Source organism: Lactobacillus xujianguonis (assembly GCF_004009905.1).
In the GTDB taxonomy this organism is placed as follows: domain Bacteria; phylum Bacillota; class Bacilli; order Lactobacillales; family Lactobacillaceae; genus Lactobacillus; species Lactobacillus xujianguonis.
This window is the reverse complement of the sequence record NZ_ML136875.1, coordinates 88,570-111,132: the sequence shown is the minus strand read 5'-3', so window position 1 is coordinate 111,132 and position 22,563 is coordinate 88,570. Positions and strand designations below refer to the sequence as shown.

30 protein-coding genes are annotated in these 22,563 nt (G+C 38.2%); 10 read left to right on the top strand and 20 right to left on the bottom strand.

Annotated elements, in window-relative coordinates:
* Positions 1 to 84: 84 nt before the first annotated feature.
* The 5 genes from rpsD to EJK17_RS03560 all read left to right on the top strand — a co-directional run bounded on the left by rpsD (position 85) and on the right by EJK17_RS03560 (position 3,645).
* A complete protein-coding gene (gene rpsD / locus EJK17_RS03580) occupies positions 85 to 696 on the top strand; it encodes a 30S ribosomal protein S4 (protein ID WP_103661122.1) in 612 nt (203 codons plus the stop codon).
* Positions 697 to 779: 83 nt separating this feature from the next.
* A complete protein-coding gene (locus EJK17_RS03575) occupies positions 780 to 1,253 on the top strand; it encodes a YueI family protein (protein ID WP_103661121.1) in 474 nt (157 codons plus the stop codon).
* A complete protein-coding gene (locus tag EJK17_RS03570; protein WP_127796200.1) occupies positions 1,250 to 2,554 on the top strand; it encodes a replication-associated recombination protein A in 1,305 nt (434 codons plus the stop codon). Before EJK17_RS03575 ends, EJK17_RS03570 begins: the two co-directional genes overlap by 4 nt.
* A 297-nt stretch (positions 2,555 to 2,851) precedes the next feature.
* On the top strand, positions 2,852 to 3,133 hold the full coding sequence (locus EJK17_RS03565; protein ID WP_127796199.1) for a hypothetical protein: 282 nt from the start codon (positions 2,852 to 2,854) through the stop codon (positions 3,131 to 3,133).
* A gap of 47 nt (positions 3,134 to 3,180) precedes the next feature.
* The gene (locus EJK17_RS03560) at positions 3,181 to 3,645 is read left to right on the top strand and encodes a universal stress protein (RefSeq protein WP_103661118.1); all 465 of its coding nucleotides are present in this window, start codon (positions 3,181 to 3,183) and stop codon (positions 3,643 to 3,645) included.
* A gap of 64 nt (positions 3,646 to 3,709) precedes the next feature.
* On the opposite strand, the gene EJK17_RS03555 is transcribed toward EJK17_RS03560, so the two are convergent.
* The 18 genes from EJK17_RS03555 to EJK17_RS03470 form a co-directional block, all read right to left on the bottom strand.
* A complete protein-coding gene (locus EJK17_RS03555; protein WP_103661117.1) occupies positions 3,710 to 4,903 on the bottom strand; it encodes an FtsW/RodA/SpoVE family cell cycle protein in 1,194 nt (397 codons plus the stop codon).
* Positions 4,904 to 4,922: 19 nt separating this feature from the next.
* Positions 4,923 to 5,150, bottom strand: a complete 228-nt coding sequence (locus tag EJK17_RS03550; RefSeq protein WP_103661116.1) for a DUF2969 domain-containing protein — start codon at positions 5,148 to 5,150, stop codon at positions 4,923 to 4,925.
* An 8-nt stretch (positions 5,151 to 5,158) separates the two neighbouring features.
* Entirely contained in the window at positions 5,159 to 5,452 is a 294-nt protein-coding gene (gene yidD, locus EJK17_RS03545; protein WP_103661115.1) for a membrane protein insertion efficiency factor YidD, read from the bottom strand.
* A 15-nt stretch (positions 5,453 to 5,467) separates the two neighbouring features.
* On the bottom strand, positions 5,468 to 6,457 hold the full coding sequence (mreB, locus tag EJK17_RS03540; RefSeq protein ID WP_103661114.1) for a rod shape-determining protein: 990 nt from the start codon (positions 6,455 to 6,457) through the stop codon (positions 5,468 to 5,470).
* Positions 6,458 to 6,539: 82 nt separating this feature from the next.
* Entirely contained in the window at positions 6,540 to 6,770 is a 231-nt protein-coding gene (locus tag EJK17_RS03535; RefSeq protein ID WP_103661113.1) for a DUF1146 family protein, read from the bottom strand.
* Positions 6,771 to 6,840: 70 nt separating this feature from the next.
* Positions 6,841 to 7,278, bottom strand: a complete 438-nt coding sequence (locus tag EJK17_RS03530; RefSeq protein WP_103661112.1) for a F0F1 ATP synthase subunit epsilon — start codon at positions 7,276 to 7,278, stop codon at positions 6,841 to 6,843.
* An 11-nt stretch (positions 7,279 to 7,289) separates the two neighbouring features.
* A complete protein-coding gene (gene atpD / locus EJK17_RS03525) occupies positions 7,290 to 8,729 on the bottom strand; it encodes a F0F1 ATP synthase subunit beta (RefSeq protein WP_103661111.1) in 1,440 nt (479 codons plus the stop codon).
* Positions 8,730 to 8,752: 23 nt separating this feature from the next.
* Entirely contained in the window at positions 8,753 to 9,715 is a 963-nt protein-coding gene (locus EJK17_RS03520) for a F0F1 ATP synthase subunit gamma (RefSeq protein ID WP_103661110.1), read from the bottom strand.
* A 10-nt stretch (positions 9,716 to 9,725) separates the two neighbouring features.
* On the bottom strand, positions 9,726 to 11,237 hold the full coding sequence (gene atpA, locus EJK17_RS03515; protein ID WP_103661109.1) for a F0F1 ATP synthase subunit alpha: 1,512 nt from the start codon (positions 11,235 to 11,237) through the stop codon (positions 9,726 to 9,728).
* Positions 11,238 to 11,251: 14 nt separating this feature from the next.
* Positions 11,252 to 11,800: an ATP synthase F1 subunit delta gene (atpH, locus tag EJK17_RS03510; RefSeq protein ID WP_103661108.1), complete on the bottom strand. Its 549-nt coding sequence runs from the start codon at positions 11,798 to 11,800 to the stop codon at positions 11,252 to 11,254.
* Positions 11,800 to 12,306: a F0F1 ATP synthase subunit B gene (atpF, locus tag EJK17_RS03505; protein WP_103661107.1), complete on the bottom strand. Its 507-nt coding sequence runs from the start codon at positions 12,304 to 12,306 to the stop codon at positions 11,800 to 11,802. The genes atpH and atpF overlap by 1 nt, the downstream gene beginning before the upstream one ends.
* A gap of 57 nt (positions 12,307 to 12,363) precedes the next feature.
* Entirely contained in the window at positions 12,364 to 12,588 is a 225-nt protein-coding gene (atpE, locus tag EJK17_RS03500) for a F0F1 ATP synthase subunit C (protein ID WP_127796198.1), read from the bottom strand.
* Positions 12,589 to 12,606: 18 nt separating this feature from the next.
* Positions 12,607 to 13,320 (bottom strand): F0F1 ATP synthase subunit A, encoded by a 714-nt coding sequence (gene atpB, locus EJK17_RS03495; RefSeq protein WP_103661105.1) that lies wholly within the window; start codon positions 13,318 to 13,320, stop codon positions 12,607 to 12,609.
* A gap of 119 nt (positions 13,321 to 13,439) precedes the next feature.
* Positions 13,440 to 14,069 (bottom strand): uracil phosphoribosyltransferase, encoded by a 630-nt coding sequence (gene upp / locus EJK17_RS03490; RefSeq protein ID WP_103661104.1) that lies wholly within the window; start codon positions 14,067 to 14,069, stop codon positions 13,440 to 13,442.
* Positions 14,070 to 14,157: 88 nt separating this feature from the next.
* On the bottom strand, positions 14,158 to 15,156 hold the full coding sequence (locus EJK17_RS03485; protein WP_103661103.1) for an L-threonylcarbamoyladenylate synthase: 999 nt from the start codon (positions 15,154 to 15,156) through the stop codon (positions 14,158 to 14,160).
* Positions 15,156 to 15,998, bottom strand: coding sequence for a peptide chain release factor N(5)-glutamine methyltransferase (gene prmC / locus EJK17_RS03480; RefSeq protein ID WP_103661102.1), 843 nt, complete (start codon positions 15,996 to 15,998; stop codon positions 15,156 to 15,158). Before prmC ends, EJK17_RS03485 begins: the two co-directional genes overlap by 1 nt.
* Entirely contained in the window at positions 15,991 to 17,079 is a 1,089-nt protein-coding gene (prfA, locus tag EJK17_RS03475; protein ID WP_103661101.1) for a peptide chain release factor 1, read from the bottom strand. Before prfA ends, prmC begins: the two co-directional genes overlap by 8 nt.
* A gap of 25 nt (positions 17,080 to 17,104) precedes the next feature.
* On the bottom strand, positions 17,105 to 17,704 hold the full coding sequence (locus EJK17_RS03470) for a thymidine kinase (protein WP_103661100.1): 600 nt from the start codon (positions 17,702 to 17,704) through the stop codon (positions 17,105 to 17,107).
* Positions 17,705 to 17,844: 140 nt separating this feature from the next.
* On the opposite strand from EJK17_RS03470, the gene EJK17_RS03465 reads away from it, so the two are divergent.
* Complete coding sequence (locus EJK17_RS03465; protein ID WP_127796197.1) at positions 17,845 to 19,197, top strand: Mur ligase family protein; 1,353 nt, start codon at positions 17,845 to 17,847, stop codon at positions 19,195 to 19,197.
* A 146-nt stretch (positions 19,198 to 19,343) separates the two neighbouring features.
* Here EJK17_RS03465 and EJK17_RS03460 read toward each other — a convergent pair whose 3' ends face one another.
* Positions 19,344 to 20,495, bottom strand: coding sequence for a tyrosine-type recombinase/integrase (locus tag EJK17_RS03460; protein WP_127796196.1), 1,152 nt, complete (start codon positions 20,493 to 20,495; stop codon positions 19,344 to 19,346).
* A 397-nt stretch (positions 20,496 to 20,892) separates the two neighbouring features.
* Positions 20,893 to 21,414 carry a helix-turn-helix domain-containing protein gene (locus EJK17_RS03455; RefSeq protein WP_127796195.1) on the bottom strand — a complete coding sequence of 174 codons (522 nt, stop codon included), beginning with the start codon at positions 21,412 to 21,414 and terminating at the stop codon, positions 20,893 to 20,895.
* Positions 21,415 to 21,566: 152 nt separating this feature from the next.
* Here EJK17_RS03455 and EJK17_RS03450 point away from each other — a divergent pair, with 152 nt between their 5' ends.
* The 4 genes from EJK17_RS03450 to EJK17_RS03435 are packed head-to-tail and all read left to right on the top strand — an operon-like array spanning position 21,567 to position 22,549.
* Positions 21,567 to 21,782, top strand: a complete 216-nt coding sequence (locus tag EJK17_RS03450) for a helix-turn-helix domain-containing protein (protein WP_127796194.1) — start codon at positions 21,567 to 21,569, stop codon at positions 21,780 to 21,782.
* On the top strand, positions 21,775 to 21,993 hold the full coding sequence (locus tag EJK17_RS03445; protein ID WP_003631018.1) for a hypothetical protein: 219 nt from the start codon (positions 21,775 to 21,777) through the stop codon (positions 21,991 to 21,993). The genes EJK17_RS03450 and EJK17_RS03445 overlap by 8 nt, the downstream gene beginning before the upstream one ends.
* Before the next feature lie 2 nt (positions 21,994 to 21,995).
* Complete coding sequence (locus EJK17_RS03440) at positions 21,996 to 22,223, top strand: hypothetical protein (RefSeq protein WP_127796193.1); 228 nt, start codon at positions 21,996 to 21,998, stop codon at positions 22,221 to 22,223.
* A 2-nt stretch (positions 22,224 to 22,225) separates the two neighbouring features.
* Positions 22,226 to 22,549, top strand: a complete 324-nt coding sequence (locus EJK17_RS03435) for a terminase small subunit (RefSeq protein WP_168180724.1) — start codon at positions 22,226 to 22,228, stop codon at positions 22,547 to 22,549.
* The last annotated feature ends 14 nt before the right edge of the window (positions 22,550 to 22,563 follow it).

Sequence of the window (22,563 nt, the reverse complement as noted above, 5' to 3'; positions counted from 1 at the left end):
GGAAATTAAGATGCACGAATGTTGAACTTATTTGTGATATTTTACTCCAGAAATTGTTATTAGATTTTATTGGAGGATTTTTTTATGTCAAGATATACAGGTCCAAGTTGGAAGCGTTCTAGAAGATTAGGTGTCTCACTTTCAGGCACTGGCAAGGAAATTGCTCGTCGTAACTACGCTCCAGGTCAACACGGTCCTAACTCACGTGGTCGTTTGTCAGAATACGGTGAACAATTGCACGAAAAGCAAAAGTTACGCTGGATGTACGGCTTAAACGAACGTCAATTTAGAACCATGTTTGCACGCGCTGGTAAGATTCGTGAAGGTGAACACGGTACTAACTTCATGATCTTACTTGAACGTCGTTTGGACAATGTTGTTTTCCGTCTTGGTTTAGCAACTACTCGTGAACAAGCAAGACAATTGGTAAACCACGGTCACATTACTGTTGATGGTAAGCGTGTTGACATTCCTTCATACGAAGTCAAGGTTGGTCAAACCATTGGCTTGAAGGAAAAGTCAAAGAACTTACAACAAGTTAAGGATGCCCTTGATGCAGTTACTGCACGTCCATCATACGTTACCTTTGATGATAACAAGTTGGAAGGTAGCCTTGTTCGTTTACCAGAACGTGACGAATTAGATCCTAACGTTAACGAAGCCCTTGTTGTTGAATGGTACAACAAGTTACTTTAATTTATACGTTACCTTCAAAGAAAACCTTTCCCGCTATGGGAAAGGTTTTTTTCTTGCTATAATCTACTTACGAGGTGAATAACATGACTGAAGATTTAAGTAAACGCGTCCAGCAGGCAGCCCAAGGCATCACTCCGCAAACCAAACCTGATGAACGACGGCGCTTTTTAGGGTCTTTGCGTGAACGGGTTCTAGTTAGAATGGACAATACCGAAGTTAAAGACCCAACCTTAACTAACTTATTCTTACAACATATTAATGATTATCAAAATTACAGTATTTTAATCAACGGTAATCTTAACGACAACAGTTTCTTAGGTAAAGTTGAGGGCTTATGTAGTAAAAAGAATATCCCCTTTACCTTAGTTAATAACGAAACAGCCAAAACTGGTCCGAATGATACCGCTATTTTAGTTGTTGCCAAAACCGCAATTAATAAAATGCGCATTGAAATTGGACAAGTTTACGCACCCGAAATGCCCAAACCTGAATTAACGACAACTTATAAGAAAAAAACCGGCTTCTGGCATCGACTTTTCCACGGTGATCAATCATGAAACCATTAGCATATCGCATGCGTCCCAAGACTCTTGATGAAGTCGTGGGCCAGCAGCATTTGATTGGTCCTGGTAAAATTATTCGCCGCATGGTTGAGGCTAAGTTATTGTCCTCGATGATCCTCTATGGCCCACCTGGTATTGGTAAAACTAGTATCGCCAGCGCGATCGCCGGTTCTACTAAGTATGCTTTTCGTAAATTAAATGCAGCAACTGACGGTAAGAAGCAATTGCAAGAAGTGGCTGAAGAAGGAAAAATGAGTGGAACGGTGATCTTGCTCTTAGATGAAATTCACCGCCTAGATAAGACCAAACAAGATTTTCTCTTACCTTTGCTTGAATCAGGGCAAATTATTCTCATTGGGGCAACAACTGAAAATCCCTACATTTCAATTTCACCAGCAATTCGTTCACGCTGTCAGATTTTCGAATTAAAACCATTAGCTGATGACGACATGGCTCAGGCTATTGACCGTGCCCTCAAGGACAAAGAACGCGGCTTGGGAAAATATGATGTCTCCCTTTCTCCCGCAGCTGAAGCCTTATTAATCGAAAAAGGTAACGGCGACTTACGTTCAACTTTGAACAGTTTAGAGTTAGCAACTCTATCGACCAGACAAGAATTAAAAGATGCTGGAAAAGATACCTCTTCCTTTGTCATTACGCAAAAAGAAATCGCTGATTCAATTCACACTAAAATACAGCGTTTTGATGCCAAGGGCGATGGTCACTACGATTTAATCTCAGCTTTTCAAAAATCGATTCGCGGTTCTGATACCGATGCTGCGCTGCATTATTTAGCTCGGTTAATTGATTCTGGTGATCTTATTTCAATCTGTCGGCGATTAATGGTTATTGCCTACGAAGATATCGGTCTGGCTAACCCAGCAGCTGCTCAACACGCTGTTGTGGCCATTCAAGCCGCCCAACAAATTGGTTTACCGGAAGCGCGAATTCCTCTGGCAAATGCCGTCATCGAATTATCTCTTTCACCCAAGAGTAATAGTGCGATTAGTGCCATTGATGCGGCTTTATCAGATTTAGAACATAAAAAGATTGACCAAATACCTGATGATTTAAAAGACGCCCATTATCGCGGGGCCAAGAAGTTAAATCATGGTGTAGGCTATCTCTACCCCCACGATTATCAAGGAGATTGGATTGCTCAACAGTATTTGCCAAATAATTTACAAGGAGCTAACTACTTCCAACCAAAAGGCAATTCTAAAATTGAAAAAGCCCTCAAAAAGCAATATGCTATCTTGCGCCAAATGCAAAAAGACGGACTTAAACATGATTAGACTGCTTTCTTGACAAGTACCAAGACATTGCGTAATATAATAAGTGATCTGAGTTGATCGACAAGCTTAAATGTATAAAGTTGACCGATCAAACTATAAGACGTGGGAGTTAGTAAATAACTACCGAATCGGAATACTGATTCGCTCAGGATCCATATTCGCTGCGATACTAACTCAAATATTGAACATTGCGGGTTCAACAAGCGTCATTATGCTATGTTCAGTCAGCTCAGATTTTATTTGAAAATAACGAGAACGGTCGTAAGACCGCTCTTTTTTTATAGGGATGGGTGTAATATGGCAATTATGATCGTAATGATAATTTTTATTCTGCTCCTAATGTTAACCGCATGGTATCTATGGCATCGTCGCGGAGGCCACTTCTTAATTTATGACGTTGGTGGCAACCCACGTTTAGGCACCATTTTTAAATGGACGTCGATTGCTCTATTAGTCGTCAGTTTACTTGGAATTGTAATTCTTTTTATGGCTAATAAGTATGCTAATTTAATTACCTTAATCTTAGGTTCCCTCACGATCTTAATTTTTAGCTTATTAATTAATCAAAACAATGGCTAATAATGATAAATTTTTTGGTAAAATAGAACTAGGAAGAGGTGCTTACAATGCTTACACAATATGAACATATTCAAGTTTCAGTTGATGGATCAAAGGAATCAGACTTAGCTTTTAGCAAGGCAGTTGCCATCGCAAAACGCAATGGCGCAACTTTAGAAATCTTGCACGTTATTGATACTCGTTCTTTCCAAAACGTTTCCAGTTTTGACTCAGCAATGGTTGAACAAGTTTCAAGTGATGCTAAGAAGAGAATGGAAGAATACTATGAACGTGCCCAAAAGGCTGGCATTAAGAATGTTCACTACTCCATCGAATTTGGCTCACCAAAGACCATTATTGCTCATGACTTTCCTAAGAAGAACAAGATCGATTTGATCGTTATCGGGGCAACTGGTTTGAATGCCGTAGAACGTTTATTAATTGGTAGTGTTACTGAATACGTGACTCGGACTGCTAATTGTGATATCTTGGTATGTCGGACAAAAGAAGTCGAAGACGCATTGATGGACTAATAATCAATTAGATTATAAAAAAGAGATTCAAGTTTTTGTAACTTGAATCTCTTTTTTTATTACTTTAAAAGTCACCAGCAGTACTAAACATGTAATCTTTATTATGGAACTTCATTGATAGGATCATTCCGATCCCCGCCATATTACCGAGCAAGGCGGAACCACCTTGGGAAATAAATGGTAGTGGAATACCAGTTAATGGCAAGAGATCAATACTCATCCCAATGTTTTCAAAAACGTGGAAGAGGATCATCATAATGACCCCAGTTGAAATGTATGAGTAAAAGGCATTCCGAGTATCAAATGAAATTTTAACCATTTGAATGATGAGGTATAAATAGACCAGAATTACAGCCACACTACCCACAAAGCCAAAGGTTTCACCAATAACTGAGTAAACCATGTCTGAACCACGAACTGGAACATAGACGCTTATTTTACCAAAGCCGTTACCAAAGATTTGTCCTGAACCAATAGCTTGCATACTTTGCCATAACTGATAAGCACTACTATCGGTACTTGTCGATGGACTCAGCCAAGAATCAATTCGTTTGAACTGATAAGCCTTAAAGAAATGGCTTAAAAACATTCGCCCATCTGGCGTAACTACCATCGTAATCACAATTGCCCCTAGGATGAAGGCTGCTCCATACAATGGAATAATAATCTTCCAGCTAATCCCAGAAACTAAAATTACACCACCAACAATTGCGATAAAGACCAACATGGTCCCGAAGTCATTCTGCAATTTCAACAAAACAGCTACTGGCAAAGTCCAAAGCAAAATGCGCCCGATTAAATGCCAGTCGTTTTTAATAGTGTGCTCGAACTTTTGATTATGTTCATGCACTACTCTAGCTAACATCAAAATAAAAGCTGGCTTCATTACTTCTGATGGCTGAAATGTTAATGGCCCGAGCTTGAACCAACTTTTGGCTCCAGTTGAAGCGGCGGTATTACGGTCATACAAGAATAAAACTGCAATTAGTAAGAAAATCCCTACCCCATAAATATAAGGGGCAATTTTAAATAATTGCTCCGCATCAAACTGCATGACCAAAATAACGATGACAAGCGAAATCAAATACCACACTGCCTGCATAGTCATGGCCTTCAAGGGACTACCCATATGAGAAGGATCATTTTCCGCTGCAAAAAAGATTGCATATAAACCGACCACAGCCAAAATGACAACTGGAAAAACAATATTCCAAGCAATTCGATCTATTAAGCTGGTTTTATTTCTTTCTTGTACCATTTAATCACTACTTAATATTTTACTTTTCATGTAAAGCAAAGTATGAAAGCAAGTCGTTAATGCTGCTTTCTAAGCTTTTTGCAAATAATACATTACTGGTTTTAGTGGTAGTTGCACGGTAACGGTTATCAACTTTTTCAATTAAACCAATTGACTTCTTATTAGGAATAATAACTTCCCAAGTTGGTAAACTTTTACCTTTAAGTTCGTTTACTTCAATATCAATATTTTCGATTCTTTTAGACATAACTTCTCCTATTTGCTTTCTGGATGAAATTTTTTCGCAATAATTGGGTCTTCATACTTTTCAGGATGCGGATTTCGAAAAATCGTAAAGTTATCAGGTACGGGATCAACTCCTCCACGTACAAAAGGATTACAACGAATAATTCGAAAAATTCCCATGATCAGTCCCAAAATTGGACCATGCTTTTTTAAAGCTCCAATCATATAGTTGGAACAAGTGGGATAATACCGACAACTCGGCGGAAATAATGGTGAAATCATTTTTTGATAAATTGAAACCAAAAAAATTAAAATTTTACGCATTTGCTTCCCCTACGATTAATGACGCCGATGCTTTTCAATATTTTTCAGCAAAGTGCCAGTCCCTAAAGCAACTGCTTCAAGTGGATGATCAGCAGTTAAAACTGGAACTTGTAAATAATATGCGATTAATTTATCGATATTCTTCAGCAAAGCTCCACCACCAGTTAACATAATTCCGCGATCAATAATATCAGCAGACAATTCTGGTGGGGTCAACTCCAATACATCCTTAGTAGCCGCAATAATTGACATTAAACCTGGTTGTAAGGCCTCTTGAATTTCTGGGGCACTGACCGTAGTTTGTCTTGGTAAACCATCCACTACATCACGACCGCGAACAGTAATCGTTTCATCAGCATCTGGTTCATAAGCACTACCAATTTCAATCTTAATCTGTTCAGCGGTTCGCGAACCAATTAGTAAATTATGCTTGTCCTTAATATAAGAAACTACAGCTTGGTTCATACTGTCGCCCGCATAACGAACCGAGCGAGAGGTCACAATTTCACCCATAGATAAGACAGCAATATCAGTAGTTCCCCCACCAATATCAATCACCATGTTACCCTGTGGTTTGAAAATGTCCAAGCCTGCACCCACAGCAGCAACCTTTGGTTCAAAGTCCAAATATACCTTGCCACCACCAGATTTTTCAGCAGCTTGAATAATTGCCTTCTGCTCAATTGAAGTAACTCCAGTAGGCGCACAAATAAGAATATTTGGCTTTGACATAAAGCCCTTGACATTAAGTTTTTCAATAAAGTAGGACAACATTTCTTCGGTGACATCAAAGTCAGCAATAACCCCATTTTTCAATGGTCTGATAACTCTAATGTTGCCAGGTGTTCTTCCTACCATCTTGTAAGCTTCTGTTCCTACTGCAACCACCTTATTGGTGTTAGTGTCAACAGCCACAACAGAAGGTTCATTCAAAACGATCCCTTTTCCAGAGACATTGATTAGTACATTAGCTGTACCTAAATCGATTCCTATATCTCGTGCCACGATAACCCTCCATAATTATTCATGCTTAATTTTACCATAAATAACCTTAGGTTGCCTTAACTACAAACCTTTTAACGATTCCTTAAAAGAAATTACTCAATTGTAAAGAAGCGTCGATAAATGAAATTAAAAAACTCCCTACTAAATAGCCAAGAGCAATTGCTGAAAAAAGCAAAAACACTTGCGCCTCAAAAGTGCGCCCTTTCTTAATGATCTTTTCAACTCTAACCGCTTTGATTGCTTGAAATGCTAAGCCAATGCAAATGATATAAATTAGCAGACTAATAACTGCATGAACTCCTAATTGAAACATTATTTATCCTCATAAGTTAAAAGAAAAACGGATGCAAAACTGCATCCGTATTTTCTTTTTATAATTTTCTTTATTTTCTGGTATTGTACACACTGATTCTGTTTGCAGCACGTCTAAGAGCAATTTCAGCTCTTTTCAATGATTGTTGATCATGCTTTTCACGCGCTTCTTGCATATGCTTCTCTGCTCTTTCCTTTGCAGCTTGAGCACGAGAAACATCAATGTTACTTGCACGTTCAGCACTATCAGCAATAATAGTGGCTACGTTGTTTGAAAATTCAAGATAACCACCATTAACCGCAATATGATCGACACGACCAGACATTTCACGACTACGCTTAACTTTAACATCACCAATTGCTAGCGGGGTCAAAATAGGCGTGTGATCGTACATGATTGCTCGTTGTCCATCGATAGCACGCATATCAATAATGCTGCTACGATGTGAATAAATCAGACCATCAGGAGTTACAACATTTACCTTAAAAAGATGTTCTGGATCTGCCATTTGACATCACCCTACTTTTCTAGTAATGCTTTAGCTTCTGGATCACTTGGAGTTACACCCATTTCTTGTGCCTTCTTCAAGACATCTTCAATAGGACCAACACCACGGAAAGCATCTTCTGGAAGATCATCAAGGTGACCATCCAAAATGAGCTTAAAGCCTTTGATAGTTTCCTTAATTGGAACGTATGAACCTGGTACACCAGTAAATTGTTCAGCAACGAAGAAGTTTTGTGATAAGAAGAATTGAACTTTACGAGCACGAGCTACGATCAATTTTTCTTCATCAGAAAGTTCGTCCATACCCAAAACAGAAATGATGTCTTGCAATTCGTGATAACGTTGAAGAACGTGTTGAACACGAGTAGCAACTTCATAGTGTTCTTTACCAACAACTTCAGGGTCTAAGGCACTTGAAGAAGATTCAAGTGGGTCAACGGCTGGATAAATACCTTGTTCAACTAAGCTACGTTCCAAGTTAGTAGTAGCATCCAAGTGAGCAAAAGTAGTTGCTGGAGCTGGGTCAGTATAGTCATCGGCAGGAACATAAACCGCTTGAATAGAAGTAATAGAACCCTTCTTAGTAGAAGTAATTCTTTCCTGTAATTGACCCATTTCAGTTGCCAAGGTTGGCTGGTAACCAACGGCACTTGGCATACGACCAAGCAAAGCTGAAACTTCTGAACCAGCCTGAGTAAATCTAAAGATATTGTCGATAAAGAGCAATACGTCTTGACCTTCAACATCTCTGAAGTATTCAGCGATTGTCAAACCAGTAAGCGCAACACGCATTCTGGCACCAGGCGGCTCGTTCATCTGACCAAATACCATGGCAGTTTTACTTAAAACGCCTGAAGCTTTCATTTCAAAGTAAAGGTCGTTACCTTCACGAGTTCTTTCACCAACACCAGTAAATACGGAAATACCACCGTGTTCTTGAGCGATGTTATGAATTAATTCCTGAATGATAGTGGTTTTACCAACACCGGCACCACCGAACAAACCAACTTTACCACCACGAACATATGGCTCAAGTAAGTCAATAACTTTAATCCCAGTTTCAAGAATTTCACGACTGGTAGTTAATTCGTCGTACTTAGGAGCTGGTTTGTGGATACCTTCACGTGGATGATCTTTTGGAAATTCTGGACCATTATCGATTGGTTCACCAAGGACGTTAAACACGCGTCCCAAAGTATCTTCACCAACTGGTACAGAAATTGGACCACCTGTGTCTTCGACTTTCATACCGCGACGAAGACCATCGGTAGATTCCATGGAGATTGTTCTTAAAACACCATCACCAAGCTCAAGTGTAACTTCAAGAACGATTGATTCTTTTTCAGACTTAATTACACGAAGAGCGTTGTTGATATCAGGTAGGTCTTTTCCAAGTGGGAATTTAACATCGACAACTGGGCCGATTACTTGAACGATTTCACCTTCACTCAAAACATCTACCTCCTTTTCTTTTATTACTCTAAGGCATTTGCACCACTGATAATTTCAGTAATTTCAGTAGTGATCTGGGCCTGTCTTGCCCGGTTTAATTTTGTAGTTAAATTGTCAACCAGATCTTTTGCATTATCTGTGGCACTTTGCATTGCTGTCATTGAGCTTGCATGTTCAGCAGTCTTAGCATCCAAAATTGCACCATAGATTGTTGAACGAGCATATTGTGGCAACATGCTAGTCAATACAGTATTAATATCTGGTTCAACATCATACTCTAATTCTTTATGAGCTTCTGCTTCCTTGACACCAATATCAAGGTCAACAATAGGTAACATTTTTTCAACCCGAAATGCAGATGAAAGTGAGTTGATATGGTGAGTGTAGCAAACGTACAACTCATCATAAACACCATTCAAATACATCTTGATAGCGGTTGAACCGATTGGCAAAACTTCATCAAAAGTTGGCACATCTGAAATACCAGCATTTTCATAAACAACATTTACGTTGTTCTTCTTAAAGAATTGCGCACCAACTGAACCAACAGCAAGAACTTTAACGTCTTTATTTTCAGCTTTGGAATCTTCAAATAAGCTCATCATGTTCTTAAGAACTTGACTGTTATATGAACCAACTAAACCACGGTCACCAGTTACAACTAAGTAACCAGTAGACTTGATTTCTTTACGAGGTTGGACCATATCGGCCACAATTCCTAAACCAAAGACATTATCATAATCAATCTTGGCAATATTCTTTTCATCAATTGCAATATTTTGATCACGTAAATGGTCAACTACTTGCGAACTTACCAAGTTAGATAAAGTCTTACGTACATGGTCATTATAAACTGTGTACCCTTTATCACGCTTTTCAGTTTGAGTAAGCTTGGAAGCAGATACCATTCTCATTGCTTCAGTAATCTTACCAGTTTGTTTAACAGAAGCGATCTTTTTCTTCAACTCAAGTAAAGATGCAGGCATATTCTACCTCCTAATTCTTACTTGGTGAAAAGCTATCATTAAATTCCTCAATAGCAGCTTGCAACTTCTTTTCATCTGGCAATTCACCAGTTTCACGAATGTGCTTAAGCAAGTCTGCATGACTACTATCAAAATTATCGTAGATTTCTTGTTCATAACGAGCAATATCTTCTACTGGAATTGAATCAAGATAACCGTGAGTTAATGCATAAAGAATCAAAACTTGCTTTTCAACAGGAATTGGATCATGAAGTGGTTGCTTCAAAACTTCAACAGTTCGACGACCACGGTTCAATTTAGCTTGAGTAGCTTGATCCAAATCACTACCAAATTGTGCAAAACTTTCAAGTTCACGATATGCAGCAAGATCAGTACGTAAAGTACCGGCTACCTTCTTCATAGCTTTGATCTGAGCGTTACCACCTACACGAGAAACTGAGTTACCGGCATCAATGGCTGGACGAGTACCTGCAAAGAATAAATCACTTTGCAAGAAGATCTGTCCATCAGTGATGGAAATAACGTTAGTAGGAATATATGCAGAAATATCTCCCGCTTCAGTTTGAATAAATGGTAAAGCAGTCATAGATCCGCCACCCAATTTGTCACTTAACTTAGCACTACGTTCAAGAAGACGTGAGTGTAAGTAGAAAACGTCACCAGGGTAGGCTTCACGACCAGGCGGACGACGGAGAAGTAAGGAAAGTTCACGGTAAGCAACGGCTTGCTTGGACAAGTCATCAAATACGATCAAAACATCCTTACCATTGTACATAAATTCTTCACCCATAGCAGTACCAGCATATGGTGCAATGTAAAGCATTGGTGCTGGTTCAGATGGGCCGGCTTCAACAACAATAGTGTAATCCATTGCTCCGAAGCGCTTTAAAGTTTCAACTTGAGTTCTAACGGTTGACTCTTTTTGACCAACAGAAACGTAAATACAAATTACGTCTTGACCCTTTTGGTTCAAAATTGTATCAATTGCCAAACTAGTCTTACCAGTCTTACGGTCACCGATAATCAATTCACGCTGACCACGACCAATTGGAACTAAGGCATCGATAGCCTTAATACCAGTTTGAAGTGGTTGGTTAACTGATTGACGATCCATAACACCTGGAGCCTTAGCTTCAATAGGACGACTCTTATCAGTCTTAATTTCACCAAGACCATCAACGGGTTGGCCCAAAGGGTTAACAACTCTACCGATTAAAGCGTCACCTACAGGAACTTCCATAATTCGGCCAGTTCTCTTAACACGGTCACCTTCACGAATATCATCAAAGTTACCTAAGATAATAATACCTACATCGTTAGATTCAAGGTTTTGGGCGATACCGTAAGAACCGTTATCAAATTCCAACAACTCATTAGACAAAACATCGTTAAGTCCGTGAGCCCGGGCGATACCATCACCTACGTAAGTTACAACACCAACTTCGTTGATGTCGATCTTATTATCGTAGTGTTCAAGTTGTTGCTTGATCAAAGAGCTAATTTCTTCCGCTTTAATGCTCAATGGTTTCACCTCTTTTAATTTTCATCAATTAATTGCGCACGGATCTTCTTCAGTCTATTTTTAACCGAACCATCGATCACGCGATCTTTAATTTGTAAGATCACGCCGCCAATTATACTTGGATCAACTTGATTCTCAAGACGCACAGCGTTTAAGTTATACTTCTTAGCATAACTATCACCTAAACGCTTTAGTTGATCATCATCTAATTTCACTGCCGTAATTGCAGTTCCGGATGCAATCGACTTTTCTTGATCATAAAGGTAATTAAAGCGAGCAATAATATCAAGCAAATATTCAAACCGATCATACTCTAAAAGTAGATTCAAGAAACCTTGAACTTCATCAGAAAAATCCTTTTCGATGGCATCCAAGGAAGCCTTCTTTTCATCTTTGTTTAAAATAGGATCACTAAGAACATTTACTATCGCAGGATTAGCCTTAACGGCTTTTTGCAATTCTTGCAATTCCGCAAAGACTTGATCTAAAACCTTCATATCTTGCGCATAGCCGAATAATGCGGCGCCATAACGTGCAGCGATTTCTTCTCTACTTAAAGCCATTAATTATCCAGCCCCTTAATAAATTGGTCGACTAAATCCTTTTGGTCTTCAGCAGATAAGTTCTTAGCAATTACTTTTTCTGCAATTGCTACAGAAATGTCTGCAACTTGTCCACGCGCATCGTTCAAAGCATCAGTTTTTGCCTGCTTAGCATCTGCTTCTGCCTTCTTACGAATTGATGCAGCATCGCTATTAGCATCTGCTACAATCTTATCGCTCGTCTTTTGCGCATTTGCTTTTGCGTCAGAGAGAATTTTGGTTGCTTCTTGTCTTGAATTCTTTAATGCAGCTTCACGTTCATTAGCCAAAGTTTCAGCTTTTTTACGGTTATCAGCTGCAGAATCCAAGTCTTCGATTACCTTTTGCCGCCGTTTTTCCATCATGTCGGAGACTGGACCCCAGGCATAATGCTTAACCAAAAGCATTAAGATGGCAAAAATAACAAGATACCAGATAGCGTTACCTATGTATACATGTGAGGCTGCAAATAATGTATCTAAAGCCATTTACTGCCCTTCTCTCTTTTAATTTAAATCTATTTCAGTAACTATCTTAATCTTAAATTAACGGAAGAGAATCAAGAAAGCAACAACGACAGCCAAAATAGGAACGGCTTCGATCAAACCAACACCGATAAACATAGTTGATTTTAAATTGCCGGCACTTTCAGGTTGACGAGCCATACTTTCGATGGTCTTAGAAATAACCTTACCGTTACCCCAAGATGCAGCTAAAGCTGCTAAACCAGCTGCAATAGCGGCAGCAAGATATTTAAAAGCTTGTGACATAAATAAACCTCCAAAAAATTATTCTTTTGTAACTTTCTTTCCGATATAAACCATTGATAAAGTTACAAAAACATATGCCTGGATAGAGCCAATGAAGACAGAGAAACCTTGCCAAATCATGGCTAATGGAGCAGCTGCAACTAATGTTGGCCAACCTGCACTCCAAGCTAATCTATTACCGATCAAAGTTAGCAAAACTTCTCCGGCATAAATGTTCCCGTACAAACGCAAAGATAAAGTTAAGAAGTTGGTAAACTCTTCAATGATATTGATTGGGAGTAAAAAGCCAACTGGGGCAGTATAGTTCTTCAAGTAACCGCCCACACCAAATTTCTGCATTCCGAACGTGAATGATAGAAGCAAGGTCATCATTGCAAATGACATTGTTGCTACCGGGTCGGCAGTAGGTGATTTAATCACCATCCAGTCATCTACTTTGACTTCCAAGAACATACCTAATTGGTTCATGAACCAGATGAAAAGGAACAAAACAAAAGCGTATAGTGACAAGTGTTTTTGTGCATCGGGATCACTAACATTATCTTTAACAATGCCGTTAGTGAAGTCGAGCAAATATTCGAGCACATTTTGCTTTTTATTTGGTTTCATTTCAACTTTTCGTGAAAGCCAAATACAGATAAACAAAACCGCCAATGCCATTAGTGTTGAGCCGACAATTCCTACAAGATCGAATTTTAAGCCCAAGAACTCGAAAACAAACGATTTCTCCATTACTTCGTGACCTCCCTTCTTCGTGCTGATTAAACTCGAACACGCTTATCATCTTAACACCAAAATTAAACTTTGTGAAAAATGTAAGCGGATTTAAATGACGGAATTTTGATAATTATTTACTTAGTACCAAAAATTCTGTCACCAGCATCGCCTAAGCCAGGAAAAATATAACCATTATCAAGTAACTTCTCATCTTCAGCTGCTGCATAAATATCAACATCTGGGTTAGCTTCTTGAACGGCTTTGACACCTTCTGGTGCAGCAACTAAAACAGCTAATTTAATGTCCTTAACGCCGCGCTTCTTCAAAGCAGCAATGGCATCATTAGCTGAACCACCAGTTGCAAGCATTGGATCGACAATTAAACATTCACGTTCTGCAACATCTTTAGGCATCTTGCAGAAGTATTCGTGTGGCTTTAAAGTCTTTTCATCACGATACATTCCAATAACACCGACTTTAGCAGAAGGTACCATTTCCAAAACACCGTTAAGCATCCCAACACCAGCACGCAAGATTGGAACGATGGTCAACTTTTTACCAGCGATTTCCTTTTGCGTGGTCTTACCAATTGGAGTTTCGATTTCGACATCCTTCAATGGCAAGTCACGTGTAATTTCATAGGTCATTAAACCACTGATTTCATCGACAACCCGGCGAAATTCGTTAGAACCCGTTTCTTTGCGACGAATAATTGTCAATTTGTGTTGAATCAATGGGTGATCCAAAACTACAAACTTTCCCATAGCTTTTGCCTCCTAAATAATTAAAAAATTAACATCACCATTATTTTATCAAAAAAGCAAAGGGTTTAAAGCCCTTTGCTGTGTTTTCTTATTTAAAATGATGTCCGGCAGCCGCTTTATTCAATCGATTCATGTAAGCTAAACTTTCTTCGCCTTCGTCAAAGCCTTGTACATAAATCTGTTTAATTTGCTTTTTGTCATCAAAATAACGTAAGCCGCCAAATAAATTGTGATCGGCATCCACCAAATCATTACCCAAATTAAATTTATTCTCTTCAGGCAAATCAATCTTACTTAATTCGCTCTTTAAGGCCATCACACCAGTTTCAGCGTTTAATGGAATATGAGCAAAGTCTTCCACATGATCAACCACAACAACCGGTGCACTTGGAGCATAGTGCCGATATTTCATCCCTGGAGCCTTAGGAACTTCTTTATCAGAAACTTTACCAGTGTTAATTAAAACTTTTTCACCCAACACTTGGCTAATCTCCTCTGGCGTAATTTCCCCTGGACGTAAAACAATTGGGGTCTTAACTGATAAGTCGACAATTGTTGACTCTAAGCCCACTCTAGTGGGACCGCCATCAATAATCCCCGCAATCTTACCCTTTAAATCATGATAAACGTGCTGAGCGGTAGTTGGACTAGGCTTAGTTGAGGTATTAGCCGATGGTCCGACAATTGGATAACCTAATTTAGCAATTAAGTCATGAGTTAATTGGTCATCGGGACAGCGAAAGGCAACAGTGTCTAACCCACCAGTTACCGCCGTTGGTAAAGAACCTGGTTTAACAAATAACAGGATCGTTAAAGGACCTGGCCAAAAATGCTTAATTAACTTTTTAGCTCGCTCTGGTACTTCTTTGGCATAACGAGCTATCATTTCTTCATCAGAAACGGTTACAATAAGCGGATTATCGCTAGGACGACCTTTTGCAGCATAAACGCCCTTTACTGACTTTTCATTAGTTGCAATAGCTCCTAAGCCATAAACTGTCTCCGTTGGAAATGCAACTAATTCACCCTTTGCTAACAAATCAACGGCTTCATCGAGCTGATCTTTAGCAAAAATTTTGGTTTCCATTATTTTTGCCACCTTCCATGAACCATACGTGGTTTTCCAGCCATATCTTTCTTAAATTCAATCTCAAAGTCAGGTAACTCTTTAGCAAATAATGCTCGAAGTTCTTCTTCTTCACTGAAACCAAATTCCATAAAGAATTCACCACGACTATTCAGATGATCACGAACTTGCTCCGCAAATTTCCGGTAAAAGTCTAACCCATCCTTACCGCCAAATAACGCTTCTTTAGGCTCATTTTGTAAAACATTTTCATCCATGACCTTGGTTTCTGATTCCTTAATGTAAGGCGGATTGGAAATAATTTTGTCAAATTTGCCTAAACCAATTAAAACATTGGCTTTTCTGACCAAAGCATCAATCTGATAAGTCAACAGATTTTCTTCAGCCGTTCTTAAAGCAGTATCGGTAATATCAGAAATTGTTAAGTCTAAGTCGTTGATGCCTTTTTTAGCGGCTTCTTGACTCAAAGCAACAGTAATACAGCCAGAACCCGTACCTAAGTCTAGTACACTGTCTCCAGACTGCAAGTGCTCAAGTGTCCATTCAACTAATTCTTCGGTTTCAAAACGAGGAATCAAAACACCCCGTTGAACCATAATTTTATAGCCTAAAAACCAAGCGTAACCCAAAATATATTGTGGCGACACGCCCTTCGCTAACTTTTTAATATCTTTATTTGCTTGTTTTACCTGGTCATCAGTTAAAACTAAGTCCTGCTTTAATTCATACTCACTTGGAGTTAAATTTAAGCGCTCAGACAGAACGAAATCAATGTCCTCTGGTCGAGCATCTTCTGCAGTTTCGCCTGCTTTAATTCTAATTTCCTTTAAAGTTTTAGGCATTTTGATCAGCCAACTCCTCTAATTGCTTAGTTTGGTTGTAAAGAATCAACGCATCAATAATTTCATCAAGTTCGCCATTCATTACTCGATCAAGTTTATTAATAGTCAAACCAATGCGGTGATCAGTTACGCGGTTTTGTGGGTAATTATAAGTTCTGATTCTCTCTGAACGATCCCCAGTACCAACAGCGTTCTTACGCTTAGCATCATATTTATCACGGTTTTGACTTTCATAATAATCGTAGACCCGTGATTTCAAAATTTGCATAGCTTTTTCACGGTTTTGTTGCTGACTACGTTGATCCTGCATAGCAACAACAATTCCAGTAGGCAAGTGCGTCATCCGCACAGCACTAGAAGTCTTGTTAATGTGCTGACCACCAGCACCACTTGAACGGTAAACATCAACCCGGATATCTTTGGGATCAAGATCAATATCAACTTGTTCATATTCTGGCATAACCGCTACAGTAGCTGTTGAAGTGTGCACCCGTCCTTGAGATTCAGTTACTGGAATCCGTTGGACACGGTGAGCACCGTTTTCATACTTCAACTTGGAATAAACTTTGTCCCCAGTAATCATAATAGCAACTCGTTTATACCCACCAACTTCAGTTGGTTCAGAGTCAACCATTGACACTTTCCAACCTTGACGTTCAGCGTATTTTTCATACATTCTAAGCAAATCACCAGCAAATAATGAGGCTTCATCCCCACCAGCAGCACCACGGATTTCCATAATGATGTCTTTGTCATCATTAGGATCTTTAGGTAACATTAAGATCTTGATTTGATCTTCTAATTCTGGTAATTCTTTTTCAAGCTCACTGTTTTCTTCCTTAGCCATTTCAACTAAATCAGGATCAGTTTCACTTGAAATAATTTCCTTGTTATCAGCAATTTCCTTCTTATTAGCCTTGTATTTCTTATATTTTTGCACTACTTCACGCAAATCGGCTTCTTCTTTGGAAATTTCCATGTAACGCTTAGTGTCACTAATAACTTCTGGGTCGGCCATCATTTCTTGTAATTCTTCATAGTGAGCAACCAGGCCCTCTAATTGTGCCATCACTTTATCCATTTTCTTCGACTCCTTTATTCCTTAATTATCTTGTTTCACCTGGATGAAAATAGTGAAAACGGCAAACTGGATAGTAACTTTCATCGCCACCAATTTGAACTTGTTCACCTTCATAAACCGGTTGATGATTATTCACACGTAAATTCATTGTTGCTTTATGACCACAATAATGACAGATTGTTTTCATCTCTTCAATCTTATCAGCATAAATCAATAAATTTTCGCTGCCTTCAAATAAATGATTCTGAAAATCATTTTTCAGACCAAACGCCATAACCGGAATCTTTAACTCATCAACAATTCTAGCGCATTCTAATACATGATGCTTTTTTAAAAACTGAGCTTCATCAATTAACACACAGGCAATTTTTCCATCACCTTCGGCAACATCCCACTTGCTCTTACTTTGTACGTAGTCATACAAGTTCATTTCATCATTAACTGGAACTGCTTGACGATGCAGACCAATTCGCGAAGCAACTGTACCAACACCGCTTCGATTATCTACGCTACTTGTCATCAAGGCAATTTTTCTCCCCTGCGCCTCATAATTATGAGCCACTTTAAGGATTTCAATTGTCTTACCGCTGCTCATTGCACCATATCTAAAAAACAATTGCGCCATTATGATTCCCCTTTATCAAAATATCCGTTTAATAGTATAAATGAAAATCAAATTTTATGCATTGAAACACGCGCAAAAACTCGTTTTACACCCCGCTATATGATATAGTAAAAAATAGTTTTGAAGTGAGGGATATACACATGAGTCTAAAATCTGGAATCGCAAAAGTTGCAGGAAAATCTTCTTACTGGTTTTTACACAATGTCTTAAAAGGTGGAACCAGTTTTCCTGGCAAATTAGCAATGAAATTTGATCCTGAGGTCTTAAATTCATTAGCCAAGGGATATGAAACAATTATCGTGACGGGAACCAACGGTAAAACCATGACCACCGCCCTAATTGTGGAAGCGTTAAAGAAAAAATACGGTGACATTTTAACTAATCCTTCTGGCTCAAATATGCAGCAAGGAATTGTCACTGCCTTTTTAGCACACAAACACAAACATGTTAAGCGGAAAATTGCTGTCCTAGAAGTAGATGAAGCAAATGTCAAAATGGTCACCCAATTACTTCACCCTTCAACCTTTGTCTTAACTAATATTTTTCGTGATCAAATGGATCGGTATGGCGAAATTTATACTACTTACGATAAAATCGTCAACGGAATTAAATTAGCACCTAAAGCTAAAATAATTGCTAACGGTGACGCCAGTATTTTCTCATCATTTGATTTGCCTAATCCTAAAGTTTATTTTGGTTTCAAATTAGCTGATGATAATGAAGAAACTGACCTTAAAGCTCCAGTTAACACGGATGGTGTTCTTTGCCCAAGATGTGATCATGTTTTACATTATCATGAACGCATTTATGCTAATTTAGGTGACTTTTTCTGTCCTAACTGCGGCTACCACCGTCCTGAACTAAAATACACTGTTAATAAAATTATTGAACAAACTCCTAACAGTTTGAAGTTCCAAATGGGACAAAAAGACTACTCAATTAACATTGGCGGTACTTACAACATTTACAATGCCTTAACAGCTTATGCAGTTGCACGAGAATTTGGCCTAAGTGATGAAGAAGTTGCCCAAGCCTTTGCGGAAAATAAGCGAATCTTTGGTCGTCAAGAAATGATTCATTATGGCAACAAGGAAATCGACTTGGTCCTAGTTAAGAACCCAGTTGGACTTGATGAAGTCTTGCATATGCTCAATACTGAAAAAGATGACTACTCTTTAGTTACCTTATTGAACGCTAACCATGCTGATGGGATTGACACTTCTTGGATTTGGGATGCTGACTTTGAAGGCCTAGACAAGAGTAAAATCAAACGAGTTTTGGTTGGTGGACAACGCTGGCATGACATGGGCTTCCGTTTAGAGATTGCCGGTTTTGCTCCTGGACAAATGTTGACTAACCCAGATGATGACAGTTTGATTGAAGAAATCAAGAATCTACCAACTAAGAAAGTTTATATTCTTTCAACTTATACAGCTATGCTTGCTTTAAGAAAAGCAATGGCTGAGAAGAAGATTATTAAAGCTGGTATGTAGTTAGAGCAAACGAAAAAAGCACTAGAGAAATCTAGTGCTTTTTTCATATCTTATTGAGATATTGGGGCTCTAGCCTTATACCTCTTAGTGCCTTAATACTCAAGCTTTCACAAAAACGGCTCTGGATATGAAGTTGCATATGAAGGCTAATTCTCCATATAGCTTGCGAATTGGTTAGCCGTTTCTTCTTTCTGTTTCTTAGTTACGTGCGTATAAATATCCATTGTGGTTTCAATATTCGCATGTCCTAAGCGTTCTTTCACATTTTGCATAGATACACCAGCTTCAAATAATAAAGAAGCATGCGTATGTCTAAAGCCGTGAACTTTAATATGTCTTAAACCATACTTCTTACAAATAGCATTGTTCCATTGCGTTGGCTTTGATGGCTGTGTAATTTCATTGTTAACAGTAGGGAAAATAAAGTTGTCCTGACTTAAGAAGTTAAAGCCTAGTTTAAACATCTGCTTTTGCTGGGATGTTCTCCACTCTTTCAAATATTCCATTGTTTGAGTGTCCATATCAAGCGTTCTAATACTGTTAATGGTTTTACCATTTGATAGATACAAACGATTATTTAGCCCTTGAGTGACTGACTTGTTAATACTAATAGTATTATCCTTAAAATCAATATCCGACCATTTAAGCGCCAAACATTCACCTTTACGCATGCCTGAATATGCTAATAGTCTAAAGAAAATGAAATATCTAAAATTGTATTCCTTGGCATCCCTTAGAAAGACGTTTAATTCATCCTTTGAGTAAAAGTCAGTAAACGGCTTCTTTGTTTGTGGCGTCTTAGGCCGAATTACTTTTCTCATTGGATTCTTAGTAATTAACTCTAAATCAACACCATAATCAAGTACATTGTTCACGTACCTAATAAATCTTTTATAGGTTCTAGGAGCTTCAATAAACCATTCGTTTACGGCTTGCTGACAATTAAGAACCGTTAACTTACTTATTAGGATTGTCCCCAACGATTTTAAGATATGGCCATTAAAGTAACGCAATGTGGTAGCGTATGTACTTTCTTTTACAGTTGTTCTATATGACTTCAACCACATTTCAAATAGTTGCTTGAAGGTTAGATTTTTCTTGCTTACAGGGGTATATTCTCCCTTTACTACCTTTAAACGATACTTCAAGTAACTTTCTAATGCCTCATCTTGTGTTTTAAAACCTTGCTTCTTAATCTGAATCGTACGTCCTGTTGTTTCATCCCGTCCCACATAGATTAAAAACTTGTATCTCTTCTCACCACTAGGCGTGGTGTATTCCTTAATATCATTATACATGTTAATAACCTCTTTAATTAGTACATGTGCAGGTGAACTAATCTTAAATGTTTAACACAAATTGAATATGTGAGGTCTGTATTTTACCCCCGCTGTGGGATGTAAGATAATCAACTAACGATTAATCAGAACGAACTAGGCTCTATAATTGCGATGTCAGCATTAAAATGCGTCTGACGCATTTAGAAAACCCAAGGTTAAACTTGTCAAAACCTGTCATTGTGGTCATCTTTACAATTTTCTAAATCCATCTGATTGATTTCAGGTCGTTCGGAACGACCTGTTTATTCAGTAACGAAACGTTACTTCATCCTTTAAGTGACTTTGAACCACTTAGAATTTGAGGTCAATCAGAATGAACAGGGCTCTATAATTGCGATGTCAGCATTAGTTAGTATTAGGAATGATTAGATTGATGTTCGTAATAATCTATTATTTGTTTCATACCGTTAAAGTTAAAAAATATAGTAGTTTCTAGCATTAATTTAATATCATCATCACTATATTTATCTTTAGTAGTTAACAGTCGATTAATATTTGGAGTATTAAATAAGTAACTAAAATTAGCTTTCCAAAAATTTTTATCAATCTTGGAGGGCTTTTTTATTTTGGCTTGTTTCAAATAAGCATCAACTGTTTTATCAAAACTACCGCCCATTATTTGCCCTGTTGGGTCTTTCCATTTTTCTTTGTAAGCATCATCTAACTGTTTATAGATGTAGCCCTTTGAATAACCATAGCCCTTTAAATAGTCCACTGACACATTAAAGAAGTCAGCCAGTGCTTGCCAAGTTGGTTCTTTAGGCTCACGTATGCCGTTTTCGTATCTGCTTAATGTTCCCTTAGGTAAATTTAATTGTTCCCCTAATCCTGTTAAGGTTAGATCATTTTCTTTTCTAAGTTGTTTAATTCGATTCACAAAATTTCACCTCACTTATTTAATTAAATAATATCATAAAATGTTTCCAAAACGAGAAACTTTTTGTTGCTTTTTTATGGAAACTTAGATTATATTTTACTTATGAAGTTTCCAATACTGGAAACGTAAATACTAGAAACGAGGTTTTACAAATGAAAATCACAAATCAACAACTAGAAACGTTAAGAATCGAACGAGGAAGACGAAATTTAACTATTAGCTCCCTAGCTCAACAGTTAGGTGTTAGCCGTTACACTATGGCTAATGTAATAAATGGTAAAACTGACGGTCTGCGTTCTGAAACGGTCAAAAAAATTGATTCATGGCTTGCCACGCATCCCACTAAGGCGGTGGTAAACCATGACTAATTACAGTGCAGACGGTTCAAACGTGGTAAATCGTTGGTATAAGGACGGTTACCTCTATTGTGCATTTGTAGACGGTACGATTATGGAATATGGACGAAATAAGATTCCTGAAAGATATATAGAGGTTATGAGAAATGAACTAGCCCAAACCATTCAAGAACTACAAAGCAATGAATATGATTTTGATGAATTAGAACCTATGGAGGCTTAACAATGAACGATGAAATTAAATTGCATCAAGCTTTATATGAAATGAAGCGAACAGCAGAACAGCTCTACCCACTTTTTAATGCAATAAACGATGAAATAGACAAACTCAAAGAAGAAGACCCTAGCGACCCCTTGACCACCAAGAAAACACTTAAGTATCTAAGTAAAAGTATTTTAGAGCTAGGCGGTAACCTTGAAGATCAAGCCGAATTTATTGAAAAGGAGCAATAATCATGGAATTTAAATTGGATGAATCACAAGAAACAGAAATCAAAACCTATGTGCTTAACGTTGTGAGGGATGCAATCAAGCAAGCCACGACCGCCAATAAACCATATTTAAACCGCAAAGAAATAGCTAAATATTTTGGTGTTGCTGATTCAACTATTACATATTGGGCTTCTTTAGGGATGCCAGTGGCTAATATTGACGGTCGCAAGCTCTATGGCAAACAAAGCATAACCAAGTGGCTAGCAAGTCATGAAATGCCCTCACAAAAGCAAAATAAAAAGCCTGTTACTATCGCAACTAGTAACAAGCAAGTAAAACGGTATTAATTACTAATAATAAG